The following is a 19,178-nucleotide window of genomic DNA, read 5'->3' as shown; positions in this document are numbered from 1 at the left end:
CACTATTTGTGTATAAAGTTGAGTAATATCGCGAGAATGATAGAAATACTTCTTGCTGGTCAAATAATGAGCTTTATTGGTTTTTTAGTCTAAAATAAATCATGATTAATGTGCAAGTTTATGAATTTGTTTGCTATTAAGTTTTAACGCTAAATTTTAAAAACGATGGTAAATAGATGTTTTTTGAACGTTATAACAAGTTCACCTGAGTTTCAAACAGAGATATCCACAGAAAATGTGGATATCCCCGGATTCCATCCCCTAGCATTGTTGATAAATGTCTTTTAAGTCAGATGTTATCCAAAGCTTAGGATAAAATAGAGGTTTGCTGAGAGACTAGCTTTATGAAACAATCAGTTTATTAAAATTTAATGTGATTTGGAGTCCATGTGATTGATAGCGACGGCTTTCGCGCAAATGTGGGCATTATAATTTGTAACAGATATGGCCAAGTCATGTGGGCTAGACGTTTCGGTCAACACTCATGGCAATTTCCTCAAGGTGGCGTCGATGATGGCGAGACAGCAGAAGAGGCTATGTACCGTGAGTTGTATGAAGAAGTGGGCCTAAGACCTGAACACGTGCATATATTAACCTCGACCCGTTCTTGGTTGCGCTATCGTTTGCCAAAGCGTTTAGTCAGACAAGACAGTAAACCTGTGTGTATCGGGCAAAAACAAAAGTGGTTTCTGTTACAACTGAAAAGCCAAGATAGTGCGATTAATTTGAGTTCTTCTGGGCATCCTGAATTTGACGATTGGCGCTGGGTAAGTTATTGGTATCCTGTGCGGCAAGTCGTGTCATTTAAGCGTGATGTTTATCGTAAGGTGATGAAAGAGTTTGCGGTAACGGCATTGTCATTCCAAACCCTAGAAATACCTAGGAAACGGGGAAGACAAAAAACAACGGGCTGATTTTCAAAAGAGGATTGAAAACAGTGTTAAATACGCTTAGGGATATTACTCAGGCTGTGGCATCTGCCCACAGTTTGGAAACCGCATTAGAAATCTTAGTTTCATCGACTAAAGCGGCGATGGAAACCCAATGTTGCTCCATCTATATCCTAGAAGAGCAAGAACTCGTGTTATCTGCAACCGATGGTCTTGAAAAAAGCGCCGTTGGTCGAGTACGTATGCCGCTGACTGAAGGTTTAGTTGGACTCGCTGCCCAGCGAGAAGAGGCCGTTAATTTAGCGGATGCTCGGCTTCATCCAAGGTTTAAGCTTTTTCCTGAAGTCGCCGAAGAAGAATACCGCGCTTTTTTAGCTGTACCTATTATCTACCAGAAGGCTGTGGTTGGGGTGATAGTGGTACAGCAGGCGAGTGCTCGTCAATTCAGTGAGGGCGAAGAAGCCTTCCTGATGACCCTCGCCGCCCAATTAGCGATGGCAGTGCGTGGGTTAAAACAAAAAGCACAAGTCAGCTCCCATCATCAACAAATTCTGTTTCAAGGTACTTCAGCATCAAACGGTATCGCCATTGCGTATGCCTTCGTACTTGGTGGGGAAATCCCCCTTGAACAGCCTGAGGTGCGTTCTGACGATATTGCCTATGAATCGAGTCGCTTAACCACGGCTATGGTGCGTTGTAAAGAAGCGATAGGTGCCTTATCTCAACGGTTTGATCGTGAGCAAGATGACGAAGTTGTCTCCATTTTCAATGCATTACAGTTACTGCTCGATGATGCTAGTTTAGGCGGCGAATATACCCGTGAAGTGCAATTAGGCTGGGCTGCTGAGTCGGCGGTGAGCCGAGTGTCTCTACGTTATATTCAACAGTTTTTAGCAATGGAAGACCCTTACCTTAAGGAGCGGGCTAGCGATATTCGCGACTTAGGTCAAAAAGTATTGCGCCAACTTATTGAGCCAGAACGTCTAGAGCTTGAGCCCGATAAACCTGTAATCCTCATTACCCGTGAAGCCGATGCGACTATGTTGGCTGAGTTCCCAAGGCAAAAGCTTGCGGGTATTGTCACGGAGCTTGGTGGCGTAAACTCCCATGCCGCCATTTTAGCCCGCGCCTTAGGTGTGCCTGCAATCACAGGTGTCGAGCAACTGTTATCTGCCAATATTGACCAAAAACTTCTAGTCGTAAACGCAAGCCGTGGTCAGTTATTGGTGTCGCCATCACCCGCTATTGTCGGTGAGTATCGTAGCCTTATTTCGGCACAAAAAGCCTTGCAACGCCAGTATGCCCAAGAATTAGCGCTGCCTTCTGTAACCTTAGATGGTTCACGTATTCGCTTGTATCTCAATGCGGGATTACTCAGTGGTGTGGCCTCTGAAATTGCAGAGGGCGCCGACGGTATTGGGCTTTATCGCACTGAAATTCCTTTTATGTTGCAACAGCGCTTCCCGAGTGAATCTGAGCAAGTCAAAGTCTATCAACAGGTCTTATCGGCAGCGTCCGGTCGACCTGTGGTGATGCGTACTTTAGATGTGGGAGGCGATAAACCTTTACCGTATTTCCCGATTAAAGAAGACAATCCTTTCCTTGGATGGCGCGGTATTCGCTTGTCTCTGGATCATCCTGAGCTGTTTTTGGTGCAGTTACGGGCCATGCTACAGGCTGGGGGAGACGGTAAACAGTTAAGTATTTTGCTGCCTATGGTAAGCAACTTAGATGAAATCGATCAATCCTTAGAATATTTGCAACAAGCCTATGTCGAATTAAAAAACGATGTTAACAGAGACATAGTGATGCCACGAATAGGCATTATGCTCGAAGTGCCTGCCATGTTATATCAGTTGGATGATGTGGCAAAACGAGTGGATTTTGTCTCTGTTGGTAGTAATGATTTAACCCAATATTTACTGGCTGTTGATCGTAATAACCCGCGGGTGAGCTCGTTATTTGACAGTTATCATCCTGGAATATTGCGGGCTTTGCATCAGGCGCACCTCGATTGTCGATACCATAAACTCGATATTAGTATCTGTGGAGAGCTCGCGGGCGAACCTATGGGGGCCATTTTGCTTGTGGCTATGGGATACGATCAGTTGAGTATGAATCAGGGCAGTTTAGCGCGGATCAATTATCTATTGCGACGTGTTGCGCGGGCCGATTTAGATCAATTACTTGCTAAAGCGCTGAGCCTATCAAACGGCTTCCAAGTGCGTGAGCTGGTTAAAGAATATTTGACCCAGCAGGGTCTCGCAACAATTCTTAATTAACTAATGCTGTGTTTTGCTTTAAGCTAAGGCCCTCAATTTATCACGCTGTAGGTACTCGTGTGGATAGTTTGTTGTTGGTGTTCTTTATTTGCTTGGCTTTAGGCGCATTTGTCGGCTTTATGGCAGGATTATTAGGTATCGGTGGCGGCTTGATTGTAGTGCCGGCACTGCTTTATATTTTGCCATCGGTCGGTATTAGCTCTACTCAGCTCCCCCATATTGCAATTGCCACTTCGCTAGCAGCCATTATTCTCACCTCTATTTCGTCGGCACGTGCCCACCATAAGCGTGGCAATGTGCCTTGGGATTTATTCAAATCAATGTTACCGGGCCTGATTATAGGCGCGCTGGCTTCAGGTTTTATTGCTGAGCGTATTCCCGCTGATAAGTTACAACAAGGTTTTGCCATCTTTGTGATTTTAATGACAATTCAAATGGCTTATCCCGTTAAGGCCGAATCAAATCGTCAATTACCTAATTCAGTAGTGCTTTTTGTTGTATCGGCTTTTGTTGCGGTTTTGGCAGGTTTGACCGGGATAGGTGGCGGTATACTGATAGTGCCATTTTTGACTTTTTATGGTTTACAGATGCGTCAAGCCGTGGGCTTTTCTGCTGCGATGGGCTTCTTAATCTCTCTTTCTGGCAGTTTCGGCTATATTATTGCAGGTATGAATGCCCCTGAGTTGCCCTATGGTACCTTAGGCTATATCTATTTACCTGCATTGTTTGGTTTAGTAATCACTTCTGTCTTGATGGCGCCTGTGGGGGTAAAAGCGGCGAGCACTTGGCCAACACCTGTACTTAAAAAGATATTTGCATTGTTACTTCTATGTGTCGGCCTTAAGTTAATTCTGACCTAGTTTTTATGTTTATCTTTGTTTTAGGCTGCTAATGGATGTGTTATGGCGTTGAGTTTTCCCAATATCGATCCCGTGATCGTTTCATTTGGACCGTTTAATCTTTTTGGACAAACCTTTGAACCGGCACTGCGTTGGTATGGTTTTACCTATTTAGTCGGATTTGTTGCGGCCATGTGGTTGTTGAACCGCCAAGCCGACCGTTCAAAGGGGATATGGACGCGGGAGCAAGTTTCAGATTTACTCTTTTATGGTTTTCTTGGGGTGATTTTAGGTGGCCGTATCGGTTACGTGCTTTTTTATCATTTCGATTATTTCCTCGCCAGTCCCCTATATTTATTTAAAATCTCTGAAGGTGGCATGTCCTTCCACGGCGGTTTGATGGGCGTGATTACGGCGATGCTCTATATCGCGTGGAAACAAAAACGTACTTTTTTTGCTGTCGCCGATATGGTGGCACCTGTTGTGCCTATTGGTTTAGGCGCTGGTCGTATTGGTAACTTTATCAACGGCGAGCTTTGGGGACGAACCACTGATGTGCCTTGGGCTATGGTGTTTCCAACTGGTGGGCCTGACCCACGTCATCCATCCCAGTTGTATCAGTTCGCCCTTGAAGGCGTAGCATTATTCCTATTACTTTACTGGTTTAGCAAACGTACCGATAAAGTCGGTGCAGTCTCTGGTATGTTCTTAGTCGGTTACGGTATGTTCCGTATTATGGTTGAAACTGTGAGGCAACCCGACACACAGTTGGGACTCTACTGGGGATATATGACTATGGGGCAGATACTCTCTGTTCCTATGGTGTTAATCGGTTTGTACTTGATTTTTCGTAAGCAAGGTAAGCAGCAATGAAACAGTATTTAGACTTAATGAAGCATATATTAGCCGAAGGCGTGGATAAATCGGATCGCACAGGTACTGGGACTCGCTCGGTATTTGGCTATCAAATGCGCTTCGATTTGAGCAAAGGTTTTCCTTTGGTGAGCACCAAAAAATGCCATATGCGCTCTATCATCCATGAATTGCTGTGGTTTCTGAAGGGTGAAACTAACGTTGCCTATTTACGCGAAAATAAGGTCAGCATTTGGGATGAATGGGCCGATGATAATGGCGATTTGGGCCCAGTTTATGGTGCCCAGTGGCGCAGCTGGCCAACCCAGAGTGGTGATGCTATCGACCAGATTTCGCAAGTTATCGCCCAGATAAAATCTCAGCCAGATTCTCGCCGTCTTATCGTTTCTGCGTGGAACGTGGGCGAACTGGATAAAATGGCTTTGGCACCGTGCCACGCATTTTTTCAGTTCTATGTAGCCGATGGCAAATTATCTTGTCAGCTGTATCAGCGTAGTTGTGATGTGTTTCTTGGTTTGCCATTTAATATTGCCAGTTATGCTTTGTTTACTATGATGGTCGCCCAGCAATGTGACTTGGCCTTAGGTGATTTTGTATGGACGGGTGGCGATACCCATTTATATTCTAATCATATGGAACAGACGGCACTGCAGTTAAGCCGTGATCCAAAACCGTTGCCGACCATGACTATTGTACGCAGACCTGAGTCGATTTTTGACTATCAATTCGATGATTTTGAATTAACAAACTACGCTCCACACCCTCATATCAAAGCCCCTGTTGCTGTGTGATGTATGTTTTTTAGCCTAACACTTCGGGATAACCGAGGTGTTGGGGAGAAACTTACGATTATATTTGTTATTACAATTCGTCTACACTCAATTCATTATGATTTTTAGGAGTGCAAGATGGAAAAAGCAATTAGAAATTTTCTGAGCCAAGAGTCGGCTGGCGGTATCCTGTTATTGGTTGCTGTTGCCTTAGCCATGCTGATGGCCAATTCCCCCTTATCTGGACTTTATCAAGGCTTTTTAGGCACTGACGTTCAAGTCAAAATTGGTGAGCTCAATATACACAAGCCACTCATCCTGTGGATAAACGATGGCTTGATGGCCATATTCTTTTTGCTGATTGGTTTAGAAGTGAAACGTGAGTTACTTGAAGGCGCCTTATCGAGTGTCGCTCAAGCTTCCCTGCCTACCTTTGCTGCCATTGGCGGCATGTTAGTCCCTGCTGGTGTGTACTTACTGTTTAACTATGGTGATCCTGTCACACAGGCGGGCTGGGCGATTCCTGCCGCGACTGATATTGCCTTTGCCTTAGGTATTATGGCACTGCTCGGAAGCCGCGTTCCTGTTTCACTGAAAGTCTTCTTACTTGCTTTAGCTATCATCGATGATTTAGGCGTCATAGTGATTATCGCGCTGTTTTACAGTACTGACTTATCAACCATCAGTTTAGTGATTGCCAGTTTAGCGATTGCGGGCTTGGTTGGGTTAAACCGCAAAGGGGTTACCTCACTTTTACCCTATGGCATCTTAGGGTTAATCCTTTGGGTTGCCGTACTTAAGTCTGGAGTGCATGCGACTCTGGCTGGCGTCATCATTGCTTTTTGTATTCCATTGCGGGCAAAGGATGGCAGTTCACCCTCAGAAGGCTTAGAGCATAGTTTGCATCCTTGGAGTACTTTCCTCATTTTGCCAGTGTTTGCTTTTGCCAATGCGGGCGTTTATGTCGGCAATATGAATTTGGAGACGTTAATTTCTCCTGTACCTGTTGGTATTGCATTGGGCCTGATGTTAGGTAAGCCAATCGGTGTAATGTTATTTAGCTTTATTGCGGTGAAACTAAAATTAGCGCAATTGCCCGATGGCGTAGGTTGGAAGCAGATTGCCCCCGTCGCGGCCATGTGCGGTATTGGTTTTACTATGTCTATGTTTATTGCGTCGTTAGCCTTTGAACATGCAGACCCTATGTACGGTGACTTAGCACGCCTAGGGACCTTAATCGGTTCGATTATGGCAGCGTTAGTCGGGTATTTCTGGTTATCAAAAGTGTTACCTAATAAAGGAGTATAACTATGATAAAGTTGAAATTAATGGGAATCGCAACGCTCTTATGTTTATCGACAACCGCGACGGCATCGCAAATTTTGGCCTGTAATCAGGATGCAAACTCGCAGACTTGCCAAAGCTATCTTGAAGGAATAGTGGATGGCGCTTTGATGTTTAAATCTGATTCCTTAGGAGCGAGATTAGAAACTAATGGTTATGAATCGAGGGCACTTAAGTATCGCGGTGGTAAACGTTTCCAAGAAGCGAATCGAACCTATTGCGCCGAACGTATTCCTGAACGTAACGTTTTAGTTTCAGGAGTCACTGAAGCGGTAAGTCTGGGGAATGCTGCCGATTTGGAGCAGTTACAAGGCATAGTTACTAACTTACTCGACTGCCAGCGTTTAAAGTAACTTGACTGGGAATCATCAGGTTTTTAATCATCTGATTTTAAACTATCGAGTTTAAAATAACACAGTAACCCCTCAGCGCCTTGGCGTTTGAGGGAGCATTAACAGCGGGTTAGCATGCTGCACTTGAATTATAACCACTTGTATTATTTTTGGATGATTAAGAAAAAGGGCTCAGTCGCGAAGGCGGCCGAAGCCCTATGTTTAACGCCGCAAACGATAACAGGGCAAATTCGTGCCTTAGAAGATAGGTTAAACGGCAGTCTGTTCAAGCGAGTCGGGCGGACATTGGAGGCGACAGAGTTAGGTGAATTGGTGTTTCGCTACGCCGATAAGATGTTTAGCCTTAGCTATGAAATGCTCGATTTACTTAATTATCAAAAAGCGGATGCCATGTTATTCGAGGTGGGTATTGCCGATGCCTTATCTAAAGCTTTAGTCAGTCGAGTTTTATTATCCGTAGTGCCTAATGACAATTCTATGCACTTAGCCTGCTATGAGGCGACTCACGAGAGCCTAATGGCGCGTTTACGTGAGCATAAACTGGATATGATCCTTTCGGATTGTGCAGGTGAGTCACTCAAATACCCTGAAATTTTATCTAAAAAATTGGGCGAATGTGGAGTGAGTTTTTTCTCCGCTGAGACTTATAGCGCTGATTTTCCTGCCTGTTTAGAACAAGGCCAGCTATTAATCCCCGGCCGTAGAACTTCACTTGGACAACAGCTATATCGCTGGTTTGACGAGCAAAACCTTAAAGTCAGTATCTTAGGTGAGTTCGATGATGCGGCCATGATGAAAGCCTTTGGTTACCTTAAACGAGGTATTTTTGTCACACCGTCGATTTATCGCCAAGAAGTGATTTCCCATGGTATGAATTTGCTCGGTGAAACCACCGATGTGAAAGAGGAATACCATGTGATGTTTGCCGAACGTATGATCCAACATCCTGCGGTAAAGCGATTATTGGATACAGATTTCAGCGATCTCTTTGAGGGGCTCGATACGCAAGTACAACAATGCTAATTTTGTGAGTCAATTTGAAGGGTTAATCGACACTTTAGTCAGTGAACTGATAGACTAATGCCAAATCTGTGTTGGGAGAAATACCTTGGAATTAATGAACATCGCAAGGGTTCGCTGGGCATGTCGCCGTGGGATGCTGGAATTAGACGTCTTGCTTCAACCTTTTGTTGAAAATTTCTATCAAGAAATGTCCGATGAAGATAAAACCGTGTTTATCCGTTTGTTGGAATGTGAAGATCCAGAATTGTTTGCTTGGTTTATGGGCCATGAAGTGTGCCCTGACACTGAACTGGCTCGTATGATAGTGAAAGTCCGTGGAAGACCGGCACCATAGTTTCAGTGTAAAAGCCTCTTTCGACCAACGACTCTCGTTGGTCGTTTTTATTTGTGTTTGTTCTAGCTCATTTCTGCTTTGGCCCCAAAGCGACATTATCGCCTTATCTCTGCTTAAATATTTGTTTATCGTACTTGTCAGTATTTTTTTGCTGTCGCAGTTGTGGCGACTGCAGCATTGGCGTTTAGATTTTGTGCTGAGTGATAAAGGCGAGGGACGTTTGTCAACGGGGGAGCACTTTCAGGTACTAAAACGCACTTGGGTCACGCCCTTTGTTTGCTTGATTTATATCGAAGTGGATACTCAGCTACGGCTCTTGCTGATTTGGGCTGATATGTTAGACGATACTGACTATCGACATTTATGTCGGCTGTTGCTGCGGGCTAAAATGCAACAGACTAAACCTCATTCTGAGATTTAGTCTGTTTATGATGAAGTCACCTATGCGTATGCGGTTACTTTTCTGGTAGTAAAATTGTTGGGCGAGGCGCGTCTAATTTCTCTGGATGATCGATATTAAAATGCAGCCCACGGCTTTCTTTACGCTCCATGGCACAGCGAATAATTAATTCGGCCACTTGCACTAAGTTACGTAATTCGAGCAAGTTATTGCTAACCCTGAAGTTACTGTAATATTCCTGAATTTCTTGCTGTAACATCAGGCAGCGGCGCAGTGCTCGCTCCAGACGTTTATCAGAGCGTACAATTCCAACGTAGTCCCACATGAATAACCGCAGCTCGTGCCAGTTATGGGCGATGACCACTTCCTCATCTGAGTTCGATACTTTACTTTCATCCCATGCTGGAATTTGTCCCGGGATTTGAATTTTATGCAGTTGGCTTTCTATGTCCTGTGACGCCGCACGGGCAAACACTAAACATTCGAGTAGTGAGTTACTCGCCAGGCGATTGGCGCCATGTAAGCCCGTATAGGCGACTTCACCAATAGCATAGAGACCATTGAGATCCGTCTGACCGTGCATATCTGTCATTACACCACCGCAGGTATAGTGTGCGGCGGGTACCACAGGAATCGCATCTTTAGTGATATCGATTCCTAGATCTAAGCAACGGCTATAGATGGTCGGGAAATGCTTCATCACAAAGTCAGCATCTTTATGGCTGATATCGAGATAGACGCAATCGGCACCCAGACGTTTCATCTCGTAGTCGATGGCGCGGGCAACGATGTCACGGGGAGCGAGCTCAGCGCGTTCATCAAAGTCCGGCATAAAGCGGCTGCCATCTGGACGACGCAGATAAGCCCCTTCACCACGCAGGGCTTCGGTGAGTAAGAAGTTGCGCGCATCTGCGTGGTACAAACACGTTGGATGGAATTGGTTGAACTCCATATTCGCCACGCGGCAACCTGCACGCCATGCCATGGCAATACCATCACCACTAGCGACATCGGGGTTTGAGGTATATTGATAAACCTTAGAGCTACCGCCTGTTGCTAACGCAACAAACTTAGCCTTAACGGTTTCGACGTGTTCTTCATTACGATTCCACACATAAGCGCCTAACACACGATTACCTGGGCGATTTAACTTACGGGTGGTGATGAGGTCGATGGCGTTATAGCGTTCTAAAACTTGAATATTGGGGTGGTCGAGTGCGCGCTCTTGGAGTGTCGTTTGCACTTCTTTGCCTGTGGCATCGGCAGCGTGCAGAATACGTCTGTGGCTATGGCCGCCTTCACGGGTTAAATGGTAAGGTGCATCTTTTGCGTTGCCGTCTGTGGTTTCTTCTTTATCGAAGGCGACACCACATTCGATAAGCCATTGCATCGCACTCTTGGCATTTTCAGCCGTGAAAGTGACAACGTCTTTGTCACATAAACCCGCCCCAGCGATTAAGGTGTCTGCAACATGGGATTCGATAGTGTCACTTTCGTCGAAGACGGAGGCGATACCGCCTTGGGCGTAGTAAGTCGACCCTTCCGAGAGTGGGCCTTTTGAAAGCAGAATTACTTTTGCTTTTTCAGCAAGATGCAAAGCTAGTGTCAGACCTGCGGCACCGCTACCTATGACTAATATGTCAGATTGGTGTTCAACTACTTGTTTCATCGGGTATCATGATGTGACTGAAGAGTGCCAACTATGGTAAACCAACTCACCGATTATGGGTACTTTCCTTTTTACCTTACTTTTTTTGTATAATTTTTAGAACTTTTTCAAAGCCCGCGAGTCTACATAAGTGAATATGATTCGAGCGACTGAGAAATCAGCATTTTAGATTTAGGAGAAGTCGGCTCGGATGAGTGGACAATTAAGTGATCAACAATTAGTTGAGCGCGTACAACAAGGTGATAAAAACGCTTTTAACCTGTTAGTGCTTAAATATCAAAGTAAAGTCATTAGCTTGATATCCCGTTATGTACGGAACCAAGCGGACGTTGCTGATGTCGCACAGGAAGCGTTTATCAAAGCTTACAGAGCTTTGCCAAACTTTCGCGGTGAAAGTGCATTTTATACTTGGTTGTACCGCATCGCAGTAAACACTGCGAAGAATTATCTCGTATCACAGGGGCGTAGAACGCCTGCGAATGATGTTGATGCAGAAGATGCCGAATATTACGAAGGCAGTGACGCGCTGAAGGAGTTTGCCTCCCCAGAACGGCTAATGTTATCGGATGAAATCAAAAAAGTGATTTTCGATACATTAGAGACCTTACCTGAAGAATTACGAATGGCCATCTCATTGCGTGAACTCGATGGTATGAGTTACGAAGATATTGCCATAGTCATGGATTGTCCTGTCGGGACCGTAAGATCGCGTATCTTCCGAGCTCGAGAGGCAATCGATAAAAAGCTCCAGCCTTTGCTGGAAGCCTAAATTCTTATTTTAAGAAACCCTTATATTTAGACAGGTGAAAAATGGATAAATTAGGTCAAGAATGGGTATCTGCCGCAGTCGATGGAGAGACTGATGCGCAGACCATGGCAGAGTTATCTGCTGATACACATTCACATGATAAATGGCATAACTATCATATGATAGGCGATGCCATGCGTGGCGAGTTGCCGCAGAATATTGTGTTAGATCTCTCTGCTAGCATTGCCGCCGCCATTGAGCTTGAGCCAGCGATAGTTGCGCCTAAGCATCATGCGTCTAACGTTGCTGCACCTGTAACGCCACAAATTGCCGCCAATTCGGAGCAAAGCCGCGTCGTACCTTTATTTAAGCAATTTGGTCAATATGCCATTGCTGCGACGGTTGCTATGTTTGCGATTGTGGGTGTGCAGAATTACAATCAAACCGCCGATGATGCCGCGTCACCATCGCCCGTGTTAATTACAAGGCCGCTTATTGGTAGCGCATCACCTGTGAGCCTACAAACCGGTCCTGTACAACAGAATCAAGGCTATACCAATGATCAGGTGAATGAGCAACGTCGCCGAATTAATACTTATATCCAAGATCATATGTTGCAACAACGATTGAATACTGGTGCTGTTGTAGAGGACAATACCGAGGTCGTACCCGTTCCGGTCAATCAATAACGAGGAGTTAGCTTGCGTCTAATCCTGTTGGCTTTATTAGCCTTGGTCTTTCCTGCAACCGCGCAGGAAGACATGCCTGCCAAAGCTTGGCTCGAGAAAATGAGTCAGGCTTTACGAGAGAAAGAGTTTAAAGCATCGATTATTCAACTTCAGGCCGATCATATTCGGCCTTTGGTTTACCTGCACGGTAAGGTGAATAATCAAGAAGTTGCCTTTCTAGAATACCTTAACGGTCCACCCAAAAATGCAGTGCGTGTCGGTAATCGTGTGACCTTTATTGAGCACGATGAGCCTGCGTATAGTATCGTTTCTAATCATATTCAAGGTGTCTGGCCTGCTGCTTTCTCTGCCAATATGGCGGACTTAGAAGTGGGTTATCAGTTTGTACTCGGTGGCCGTACCCGTATCGCTGGGCGTCCGGGGCAGATGATCCGCCTGTTGCCTAATGATGAATTCCGTTATGGCTTTCAAATTTGGCTTGATATGGAAACCTATCTGCCGCTGAGATACGACATGCTGACTCAAGATAAGCAATTACTTGAGCAGATCATGGTGATTGAACTCATTGAATTCAGCGAGCCGCCAGCCATTTTGCAAGAGGCTTATAAGCAAGAGTGGCCGGCAGTTATCGATCAAGCCGAGCGCCAAGACGGTCAAAACTGGCAATTTGCTTGGTTACCCGCAGGTTTTACTGTGGTAGTGCGTGATCACCATAGATTGATTGGCAGCCATGAGGCGGTGGAATACATAGCACTGACCGATGGACTGGCAAATATTTCTGTTTATGTGGCGCGTGCGGGCACGAGTCCATTGCCTGAAGAATTAATTACCCGTAATGGCTTGTCGTTAGTCTCAGAAAAAGTCGGTAATGCCGAAGTGGTTGCTGTGGGTAAAGTGCCGACAGAAACCTTAACGCGCATTGCTAAAAGTCTGACGCTAGAATAGGACGCCGATTATGATGGAAGAAATTGCCAGAGTCGTCTCCAGTGATAGTCAAGGCTGGTTGACGGTTGAAGTGGAACTTAAGAGTACCTGCAAGAGCTGCAGTAACAGTGAGTCTTGCGGGACCTCTGCTGTCGCTCAGGCTTTTTCCTCGAAAACCCAGCAATTTTCTATTCAGAGTGACCGCCGCTGTGAGGCTGGTGAATTACTCAAATTAGGCCTTCCCGAGAGCGTGATCCTCAAAGCCGCGGCATTAATCTATTTAATGCCGCTGTTTGGCCTGTTTGTCGGCGCGGCGTTAGGACAATTTTTAGGCCAGTTGCTTGAGTTTAATCCTAACCTAGGTGCCATGGGCTTTGCGGCCGTTGGTGCCTTGATTGCGTGGTCTTTTGGTAAGCAACAGGCTAAACGTTTAGAAGTTGATGCTCAGCCTGTGATTTTGGCCTATTTAGGTAGGAGCATCAATTTGAACGAATTAGCCCAATAATTTCAATGTGTTATTTTTTATCAAATAACAGCTAACTGCGGTTTTGGACGTTGTTTTATCGGCCTGTCTTAAGTAGGAGTGAATGTGATTGGTATTGAAACCGCAATCAGGTACAATTTCGCTCCTTTGAACCGTATCCATTTTCAGTATTAGTCATTGCAGCATAATGAAACAAATTAGAAACTTCTCAATTATTGCCCATATCGACCATGGTAAATCGACGCTATCAGATCGTCTTATTCAGGTTTGTGGCGGTTTAACCGACCGTGAAATGGATTCTCAAGTTTTAGATTCTATGGATCTAGAACGTGAGCGTGGTATTACGATTAAGGCACAAAGTGTCACTTTGGATTATAAAGCCAAAGATGGCCTTGTCTATCAACTCAACTTTATTGATACCCCTGGTCACGTTGACTTCTCCTACGAGGTCTCGCGCTCATTAGCTGCCTGTGAAGGTGCTTTGCTGGTGGTTGATGCGGGTCAGGGCGTTGAAGCTCAGACACTGGCAAACTGTTATACCGCGCTGGATATGAATCTAGATGTGGTACCCATTTTAAACAAGATTGACTTACCACAAGCCGATCCAGAACGTGTTGCTGCCGAGATTGAAGATATCGTCGGTATTGATGCGATGGATGCTGTGCGTTGTTCGGCTAAAACCGGTGTCGGTGTCGATGAGGTTTTAGAAGTCATTGTTGCCAAAATTCCACCGCCAGAAGGCGATCCTGACGCACCATTGCAAGCCTTGATTATCGATTCTTGGTTTGATAACTACTTAGGCGTAGTGTCGTTAGTGCGAATTAAACACGGTAGCCTGAAAAAAGGTGACAAGTTTAAGGTAATGTCTACAGGGCAAAACCACACAGCGGATCGCGTGGGTATTTTCACCCCAAAACAAACTGACAAAACCGAACTTAAAACCGGTGAAGTCGGCTTTGTGATTGCGGGTCTGAAGGAAATTCACGGCGCGCCCGTGGGCGATACGTTAACTTTAGCCAAAAATGGTGCTGAAAAGCCGTTACCTGGTTTTAAGAAAGTGAAGCCACAGGTATACGCTGGCGTATTCCCAATTTCGACCGACGAATATGAAAACTTCCGTGATGCGCTGAACAAACTCAGCCTGAACGATGCGTCATTATTCTTTGAACCTGAAAGTTCTTCGGCACTCGGTTTTGGTTTCCGCATTGGCTATTTAGGCCTGCTCCACATGGAAATCGTACAAGAGCGTTTAGAGCGTGAATACAACCTAGAGTTGATCACCACTGCGCCAACCGTAGTGTACGAAGTTGTCATGACCAGCGGTGAAACGATTTACGTTGATAACCCGTCTGATCTGCCTGCGATTAACAACATTGAAGAAATGCGTGAGCCGATTGTTGAGGCCAACATTTTAGTGCCAAAAGAATACTTAGGTAACGTGATTACCCTGTGTATTGAAAAACGTGGCACCCAAGTGAACATGGTTTACCACGGTAACCAAGTGGCTGTAACTTACCATCTGCCAATGGCGGAAGTGGTCATGGACTTCTTCGACCGTTTGAAATCCACTAGCCGTGGCTATGCATCCCTCGAATATAACTTTATTCGTTTCGATCCTGCAGACATGGTGCGTTTAGATATTCTCATCAACGGTGACCGAGTCGACGCCTTGGCTATGGTTATCCATAGATCAAACATTCGTCACCGCGGTTTAGCTTTAGTGGATAAGATGAAAGAACTTATTCCACGTCAGATGTTTGATATTGCGATTCAAGCGGCGGTGGGCAGTCAAATTATTGCCCGTTCAACCGTGAAAGCCCTGCGTAAAGACGTAACGGCTAAGTGTTATGGCGGCGACGTTTCTCGTAAGAAAAAACTCTTAAATAAACAAAAAGAGGGTAAGAAACGGATGAAGCAAGTAGGTAACGTTGAGGTGCCACAAGAAGCATTCTTAGCGGTACTTAAGCTAAACGAGTAATCGTTAGCATAAGAAGTGACAATTTAGTTGACTATTGCGCCGCTGTTTGCGGCGCTTTAGTTAGGTTATCGCATTGGTTTATCACTTTGGTTTACCAAGGTCGAATACGGTAAGTTAACTAAAGTATGATATTCGCTGAGTTAGGCACCTTTAATTATTTTTAAGGCAGGAGTTCAATAAGCAATGGCAGCGTATTTTTCCATTATTCTAGTGCTAATCACCCTGATCTCAGGACTTATTTGGTTAGTCGATGTGCTCGTTTTCGCCCCAAAGCGTCGTGAGAGTTTAGCGTTAGCAAAGGCATCACAAGCGAATTTAACTGAAGAAGCTGAGTACCAAATCATTCGTGAGTCAACCATCGTCGAAACTGCGCACTCTATCTTCCCTGTGATTGCCTTTGTGTTGATCCTACGTTCATTCATTTATGAGCCATTTCAAATCCCATCGGGTTCTATGATGCCAACCCTCTTAGTGGGCGACTTCATTCTGGTGGAAAAATTTAGTTATGGGCTTAAAGATCCCGTATGGCGAACCAAGCTGGTTGAAACTGGCGAGCCCAAACGCGGTGATGTGGTGGTATTTAAATATCCTGAAAACCCCGCCATTGACTACATTAAACGTGTAGTCGGTTTGCCGGGTGATAGAATTATTTACCGTAATAAACAGTTGATGATCCAAAAGGCCTGTGGCGTTGAGCAAACAGCTTGTCCAGAACCGCAAGTTATCGCCCGCACAGAGATCAGTCGTGGTGATTACAGCCAAGATGGTGTGCCATTACTGCGTTATAAAGAGGAATTGGGCGATGTTGCCCACGATATTTTGATCAACCCAAGTCGTCCTGACATGCTGGGGTATTTTAAGCGTGAAGGTAATTTACCCGCGGGTGAGTTTTTAGTGCCTGAAGGCCATTACTTTGCCATGGGTGATAACCGCGATAACAGTACCGACAGTCGTTTCTGGGGCTTTGTGCCAGAAGAGAACCTTGTTGGTAAAGCGGTAGCGATTTGGATTAGTTTTGAATTTGACCGTTCAAAAGCCGACTTCCTCCCAACTTGGGTGCCAAGTGGTGTACGTTTTGAGCGTGTAGGTGGAATTAAATAGCATGGAACCGATTAAAAATTTGCCACGTTTGTGTCGTACTTTAGGTTATGAGTTCAAGAATATTGAGCTTTTGACTCAAGCGCTGACCCACAGAAGTGCGGCAAATAAACACAATGAACGCTTAGAGTTTTTAGGTGATTCAATTTTATCTATTGTGATTTCTGATGCTTTGTATCATCAGTTTCCGAAGGCAACCGAAGGCGATTTAAGCCGGATGCGTGCCACTTTAGTTCGCGGTGATACCTTAACTATCATCGCCCAAGAGTTTAAGCTCGGCGATTATTTATATCTCGGTCCTGGCGAGTTGAAAAGTGGCGGATTTAGACGCGAGTCGATTCTTGCCGATGCGGTTGAAGCCATTATTGGCGCCGTTTACCTTGATTCCGATCTCGAAGTTTGCCGTGCATTACTGTTGAAATGGTATGCCGAGCGTTTGGCCGAAATCCAACCCGGGATCAGCCAGAAAGACGCTAAGACATTACTGCAAGAACATTTACAAGGGTTTAAAAAGCCGCTGCCTGATTACCAAGTAATCAACATAGAAGGCGATGCCCACGATCAGACATTTACTGTTGAATGTCGTATTGAAGACTTGAGCCAAAGCGTCATTGGTGTGGCGAGTTCACGCCGTAAAGCCGAGCAAATCGCGGCCGCTCAAGTATTGGAGTTACTAAAGAAATGACCAAAAAAACAGACTTGTCAGGTATCGATGCTGCAAAAGCGGCAACTGAGCCGAGTTTAGATGAATTACTGGCAAGGATGAATGCGGCCGCGCCAACGCCGTCGGCCCAATACGATGTCACTTATTGCGGCATGGTGGCGATCATTGGTCGCCCTAACGTCGGTAAATCAACGTTAATCAACCGTTTGCTTGGTCAGAAGGTAAGTATTACTTCTAAAAAGCCACAAACAACGCGCCACCGTATCATGGGTATTCATACCGATGGTCCGAAGCAAATCGTGTTCATCGATACACCAGGTTTACACATAGAAGAGCAGCGGGCGATTAACCGCCTGATGAACCGCGCAGCAGCCAGTTCGCTTGCCGATGTGGCTATGGTGATTTTTGTGGTCGATGGCATGACGTGGACCGCCGATGATGAGATGGTGTTGAGTAAATTACGCCGTGGTGGTGAAGAGCGTCAGACAATTCTGGCGATCAATAAAGTCGACAATATCAAAGACAAAGAATCGCTGTTCCCGTATTTGGAAGAAGTCGCCAAAAAATATCCTTTCGATGAAATTTTGCCGATTTCAGCCAGTAAAGGTACCAACGTTAAGCGCATTTTAGAGCTAGCGGCGGCGTCTATTCCTGAAGGACCTTTCTTCTTCCCTGAAGACTATGTTACCGATCGTTCGCAACGTTTTATGGCGTCGGAAATTGTGCGTGAAAAACTGATGCGCTTCTTAGGTGATGAATTACCCTATGATGCGACAGTTGAGATTGAACAGTTCAAGATGATGGAAAATGGTGTTTATCAAATCAATGCCTTGATCCTTGTTGAGCGTGAAGGTCAAAAACGTATGGTGATTGGTAGCAAGGGCGAACGTATTCGTACTATCGCAACTCAAGCTCGCTTAGACATGGAGACCTTGTTTGATAATAAAGTTTTCCTCGAAGTGTGGGTGAAAGTGAAATCCGGTTGGGCCGATGATGAACGCGCCTTGCGTAGCTTAGGTTACGGCGACGATTAAGCATTAATTTCAGCGAGCGCGCTTACCGATGAAACGTGGTTACGTTTTACATCATCGCCCATATCGAGAGTCCAGTGTCTTAGTTAACCTCTTAGTTGACGGCATTGGACGGGTTGATGTGGTTGCCCGAACCGGCAGCGGTAAGCGCTCTATCAAGAGTATTCTCCAGCCCTTTCAACCGCTGATCTTCGAATTTAGCGGTAAGTCTGAATTAAAAACCTTAACTCAAGTCGAAGCCGCTGCGCCTGCTGTGCCTCTTTCTGGTCAAAGCTTGTTTGCTGGCATGTATATCAATGAGTTATTGGTTCGCACTTTGTCTGTACAGCACAATGCCGAAGAGTTGTTCCTCATTTATCATCAAGCCTTAGTCGGCCTTGCCGCGAAGTTTTGCCAATCCCAACTGCGTTATATTGAGCTTGCCTTGCTGCGGGAATTAGGTTTTATGCCTTCTCTTAGCCGCGATACTCAAGGTGAACCCCTCGTGCCTGACTATTATTACCAGCTCGTGCCTGAGTTAGGTTTTCAATTTGTACTCAACTCCCGTGCTCGCAATGCCTATCAAGGGGCAATGTTGACGGCGCTTAACGATAACCAGCTCACCGACGCACATTTTTTGAGCGCTAAGTTGTTGATGCGCTCCCTGTTAACGCCATTACTCGGGACTAAACCTTTGTTGAGTCGACAATTGTTCGTCAGCACTGCCGTACCAACTAAGATTGATGGGAATAATTCGCCCTAGCTCCTGTTTTTTAGCGTGAGCCTAAGTACAATAGGCCGCAATA

General features: G+C 45.4%; 20 protein-coding genes. 19 read left to right on the top strand and 1 reads right to left on the bottom strand.

All coding sequences use genetic code 11. The features are described from left to right. Positions 1-389 precede the first annotated feature (389 nt). The 10 genes from rppH to L5L94_RS01440 all read left to right on the top strand — a co-directional run bounded on the left by rppH (position 390) and on the right by L5L94_RS01440 (position 9,129). Positions 390-914, top strand: a complete 525-nt coding sequence (gene rppH / locus L5L94_RS01485) for an RNA pyrophosphohydrolase (RefSeq protein ID WP_006080762.1) — start codon at positions 390-392, stop codon at positions 912-914. 23 nt (positions 915-937) lie between these two features. Then, positions 938-3,172, top strand: a complete 2,235-nt coding sequence (gene ptsP / locus L5L94_RS01480) for a phosphoenolpyruvate--protein phosphotransferase (RefSeq protein ID WP_263160832.1) — start codon at positions 938-940, stop codon at positions 3,170-3,172. Positions 3,173-3,231: 59 nt separating this feature from the next. Then, positions 3,232-4,032 carry a sulfite exporter TauE/SafE family protein gene (locus L5L94_RS01475; RefSeq protein ID WP_028760835.1) on the top strand — a complete coding sequence of 267 codons (801 nt, stop codon included), beginning with the start codon at positions 3,232-3,234 and terminating at the stop codon, positions 4,030-4,032. 42 nt (positions 4,033-4,074) lie between these two features. Then, positions 4,075-4,884: a prolipoprotein diacylglyceryl transferase gene (gene lgt / locus L5L94_RS01470; protein ID WP_263160831.1), complete on the top strand. Its 810-nt coding sequence runs from the start codon at positions 4,075-4,077 to the stop codon at positions 4,882-4,884. Continuing rightward, entirely contained in the window at positions 4,881-5,675 is a 795-nt protein-coding gene (thyA, locus tag L5L94_RS01465) for a thymidylate synthase (RefSeq protein ID WP_263160829.1), read from the top strand. The genes lgt and thyA overlap by 4 nt, the downstream gene beginning before the upstream one ends. Before the next feature lie 117 nt (positions 5,676-5,792). Next, a complete protein-coding gene (gene nhaA, locus L5L94_RS01460; RefSeq protein WP_028760832.1) occupies positions 5,793-6,962 on the top strand; it encodes a Na+/H+ antiporter NhaA in 1,170 nt (389 codons plus the stop codon). Between the two features lie 2 nt (positions 6,963-6,964). Beyond that, positions 6,965-7,351 carry a hypothetical protein gene (locus tag L5L94_RS01455; RefSeq protein WP_263160827.1) on the top strand — a complete coding sequence of 129 codons (387 nt, stop codon included), beginning with the start codon at positions 6,965-6,967 and terminating at the stop codon, positions 7,349-7,351. A 114-nt stretch (positions 7,352-7,465) separates the two neighbouring features. Continuing rightward, complete coding sequence (gene nhaR / locus L5L94_RS01450) at positions 7,466-8,374, top strand: transcriptional activator NhaR (protein ID WP_028760830.1); 909 nt, start codon at positions 7,466-7,468, stop codon at positions 8,372-8,374. An 85-nt stretch (positions 8,375-8,459) separates the two neighbouring features. Further along, positions 8,460-8,708 (top strand): succinate dehydrogenase assembly factor 2, encoded by a 249-nt coding sequence (locus tag L5L94_RS01445; RefSeq protein WP_028760829.1) that lies wholly within the window; start codon positions 8,460-8,462, stop codon positions 8,706-8,708. Beyond that, positions 8,689-9,129, top strand: coding sequence for a protein YgfX (locus L5L94_RS01440; RefSeq protein ID WP_263160825.1), 441 nt, complete (start codon positions 8,689-8,691; stop codon positions 9,127-9,129). Before L5L94_RS01445 ends, L5L94_RS01440 begins: the two co-directional genes overlap by 20 nt. 34 nt (positions 9,130-9,163) lie before the next feature. Here L5L94_RS01440 and nadB read toward each other — a convergent pair whose 3' ends face one another. Continuing rightward, positions 9,164-10,777, bottom strand: a complete 1,614-nt coding sequence (gene nadB / locus L5L94_RS01435) for an L-aspartate oxidase (protein WP_263160823.1) — start codon at positions 10,775-10,777, stop codon at positions 9,164-9,166. 190 nt (positions 10,778-10,967) lie between these two features. Between nadB and rpoE the strand changes: the two genes are divergently transcribed. The 9 genes from rpoE (at position 10,968) to recO (ending at position 19,135) form a co-directional block, all read left to right on the top strand. Further along, positions 10,968-11,546: an RNA polymerase sigma factor RpoE gene (gene rpoE, locus L5L94_RS01430; protein ID WP_028760826.1), complete on the top strand. Its 579-nt coding sequence runs from the start codon at positions 10,968-10,970 to the stop codon at positions 11,544-11,546. A gap of 41 nt (positions 11,547-11,587) precedes the next feature. Next, positions 11,588-12,214 (top strand): sigma-E factor negative regulatory protein, encoded by a 627-nt coding sequence (locus L5L94_RS01425; protein ID WP_263160821.1) that lies wholly within the window; start codon positions 11,588-11,590, stop codon positions 12,212-12,214. 12 nt (positions 12,215-12,226) lie between these two features. Further along, positions 12,227-13,159: a MucB/RseB C-terminal domain-containing protein gene (locus tag L5L94_RS01420; protein ID WP_028760824.1), complete on the top strand. Its 933-nt coding sequence runs from the start codon at positions 12,227-12,229 to the stop codon at positions 13,157-13,159. A gap of 10 nt (positions 13,160-13,169) precedes the next feature. Then, a complete protein-coding gene (locus L5L94_RS01415; protein ID WP_105249858.1) occupies positions 13,170-13,643 on the top strand; it encodes a SoxR reducing system RseC family protein in 474 nt (157 codons plus the stop codon). Between the two features lie 166 nt (positions 13,644-13,809). Then, a complete protein-coding gene (gene lepA / locus L5L94_RS01410) occupies positions 13,810-15,600 on the top strand; it encodes a translation elongation factor 4 (protein ID WP_028760822.1) in 1,791 nt (596 codons plus the stop codon). 183 nt (positions 15,601-15,783) lie between these two features. Beyond that, positions 15,784-16,701, top strand: a complete 918-nt coding sequence (gene lepB / locus L5L94_RS01405; RefSeq protein ID WP_028760821.1) for a signal peptidase I — start codon at positions 15,784-15,786, stop codon at positions 16,699-16,701. Position 16,702: 1 nt separating this feature from the next. Then, positions 16,703-17,383: a ribonuclease III gene (gene rnc, locus L5L94_RS01400; RefSeq protein ID WP_012088603.1), complete on the top strand. Its 681-nt coding sequence runs from the start codon at positions 16,703-16,705 to the stop codon at positions 17,381-17,383. Then, positions 17,380-18,396 (top strand): GTPase Era, encoded by a 1,017-nt coding sequence (gene era, locus L5L94_RS01395; RefSeq protein ID WP_028760819.1) that lies wholly within the window; start codon positions 17,380-17,382, stop codon positions 18,394-18,396. The genes rnc and era overlap by 4 nt, the downstream gene beginning before the upstream one ends. 28 nt (positions 18,397-18,424) lie before the next feature. Continuing rightward, positions 18,425-19,135 (top strand): DNA repair protein RecO, encoded by a 711-nt coding sequence (recO, locus tag L5L94_RS01390; RefSeq protein ID WP_219250088.1) that lies wholly within the window; start codon positions 18,425-18,427, stop codon positions 19,133-19,135. Positions 19,136-19,178 lie beyond the last annotated feature (43 nt).

Origin of the sequence: Shewanella sp. SM21, from assembly GCF_025654335.1 — a bacterium.
In the GTDB taxonomy this organism is placed as follows: Bacteria; Pseudomonadota; Gammaproteobacteria; order Enterobacterales; family Shewanellaceae; genus Shewanella; species Shewanella oncorhynchi.
The sequence above is the reverse complement of the archived record's forward strand: the minus strand, read 5'-3'. Positions and strand labels throughout refer to the sequence as shown.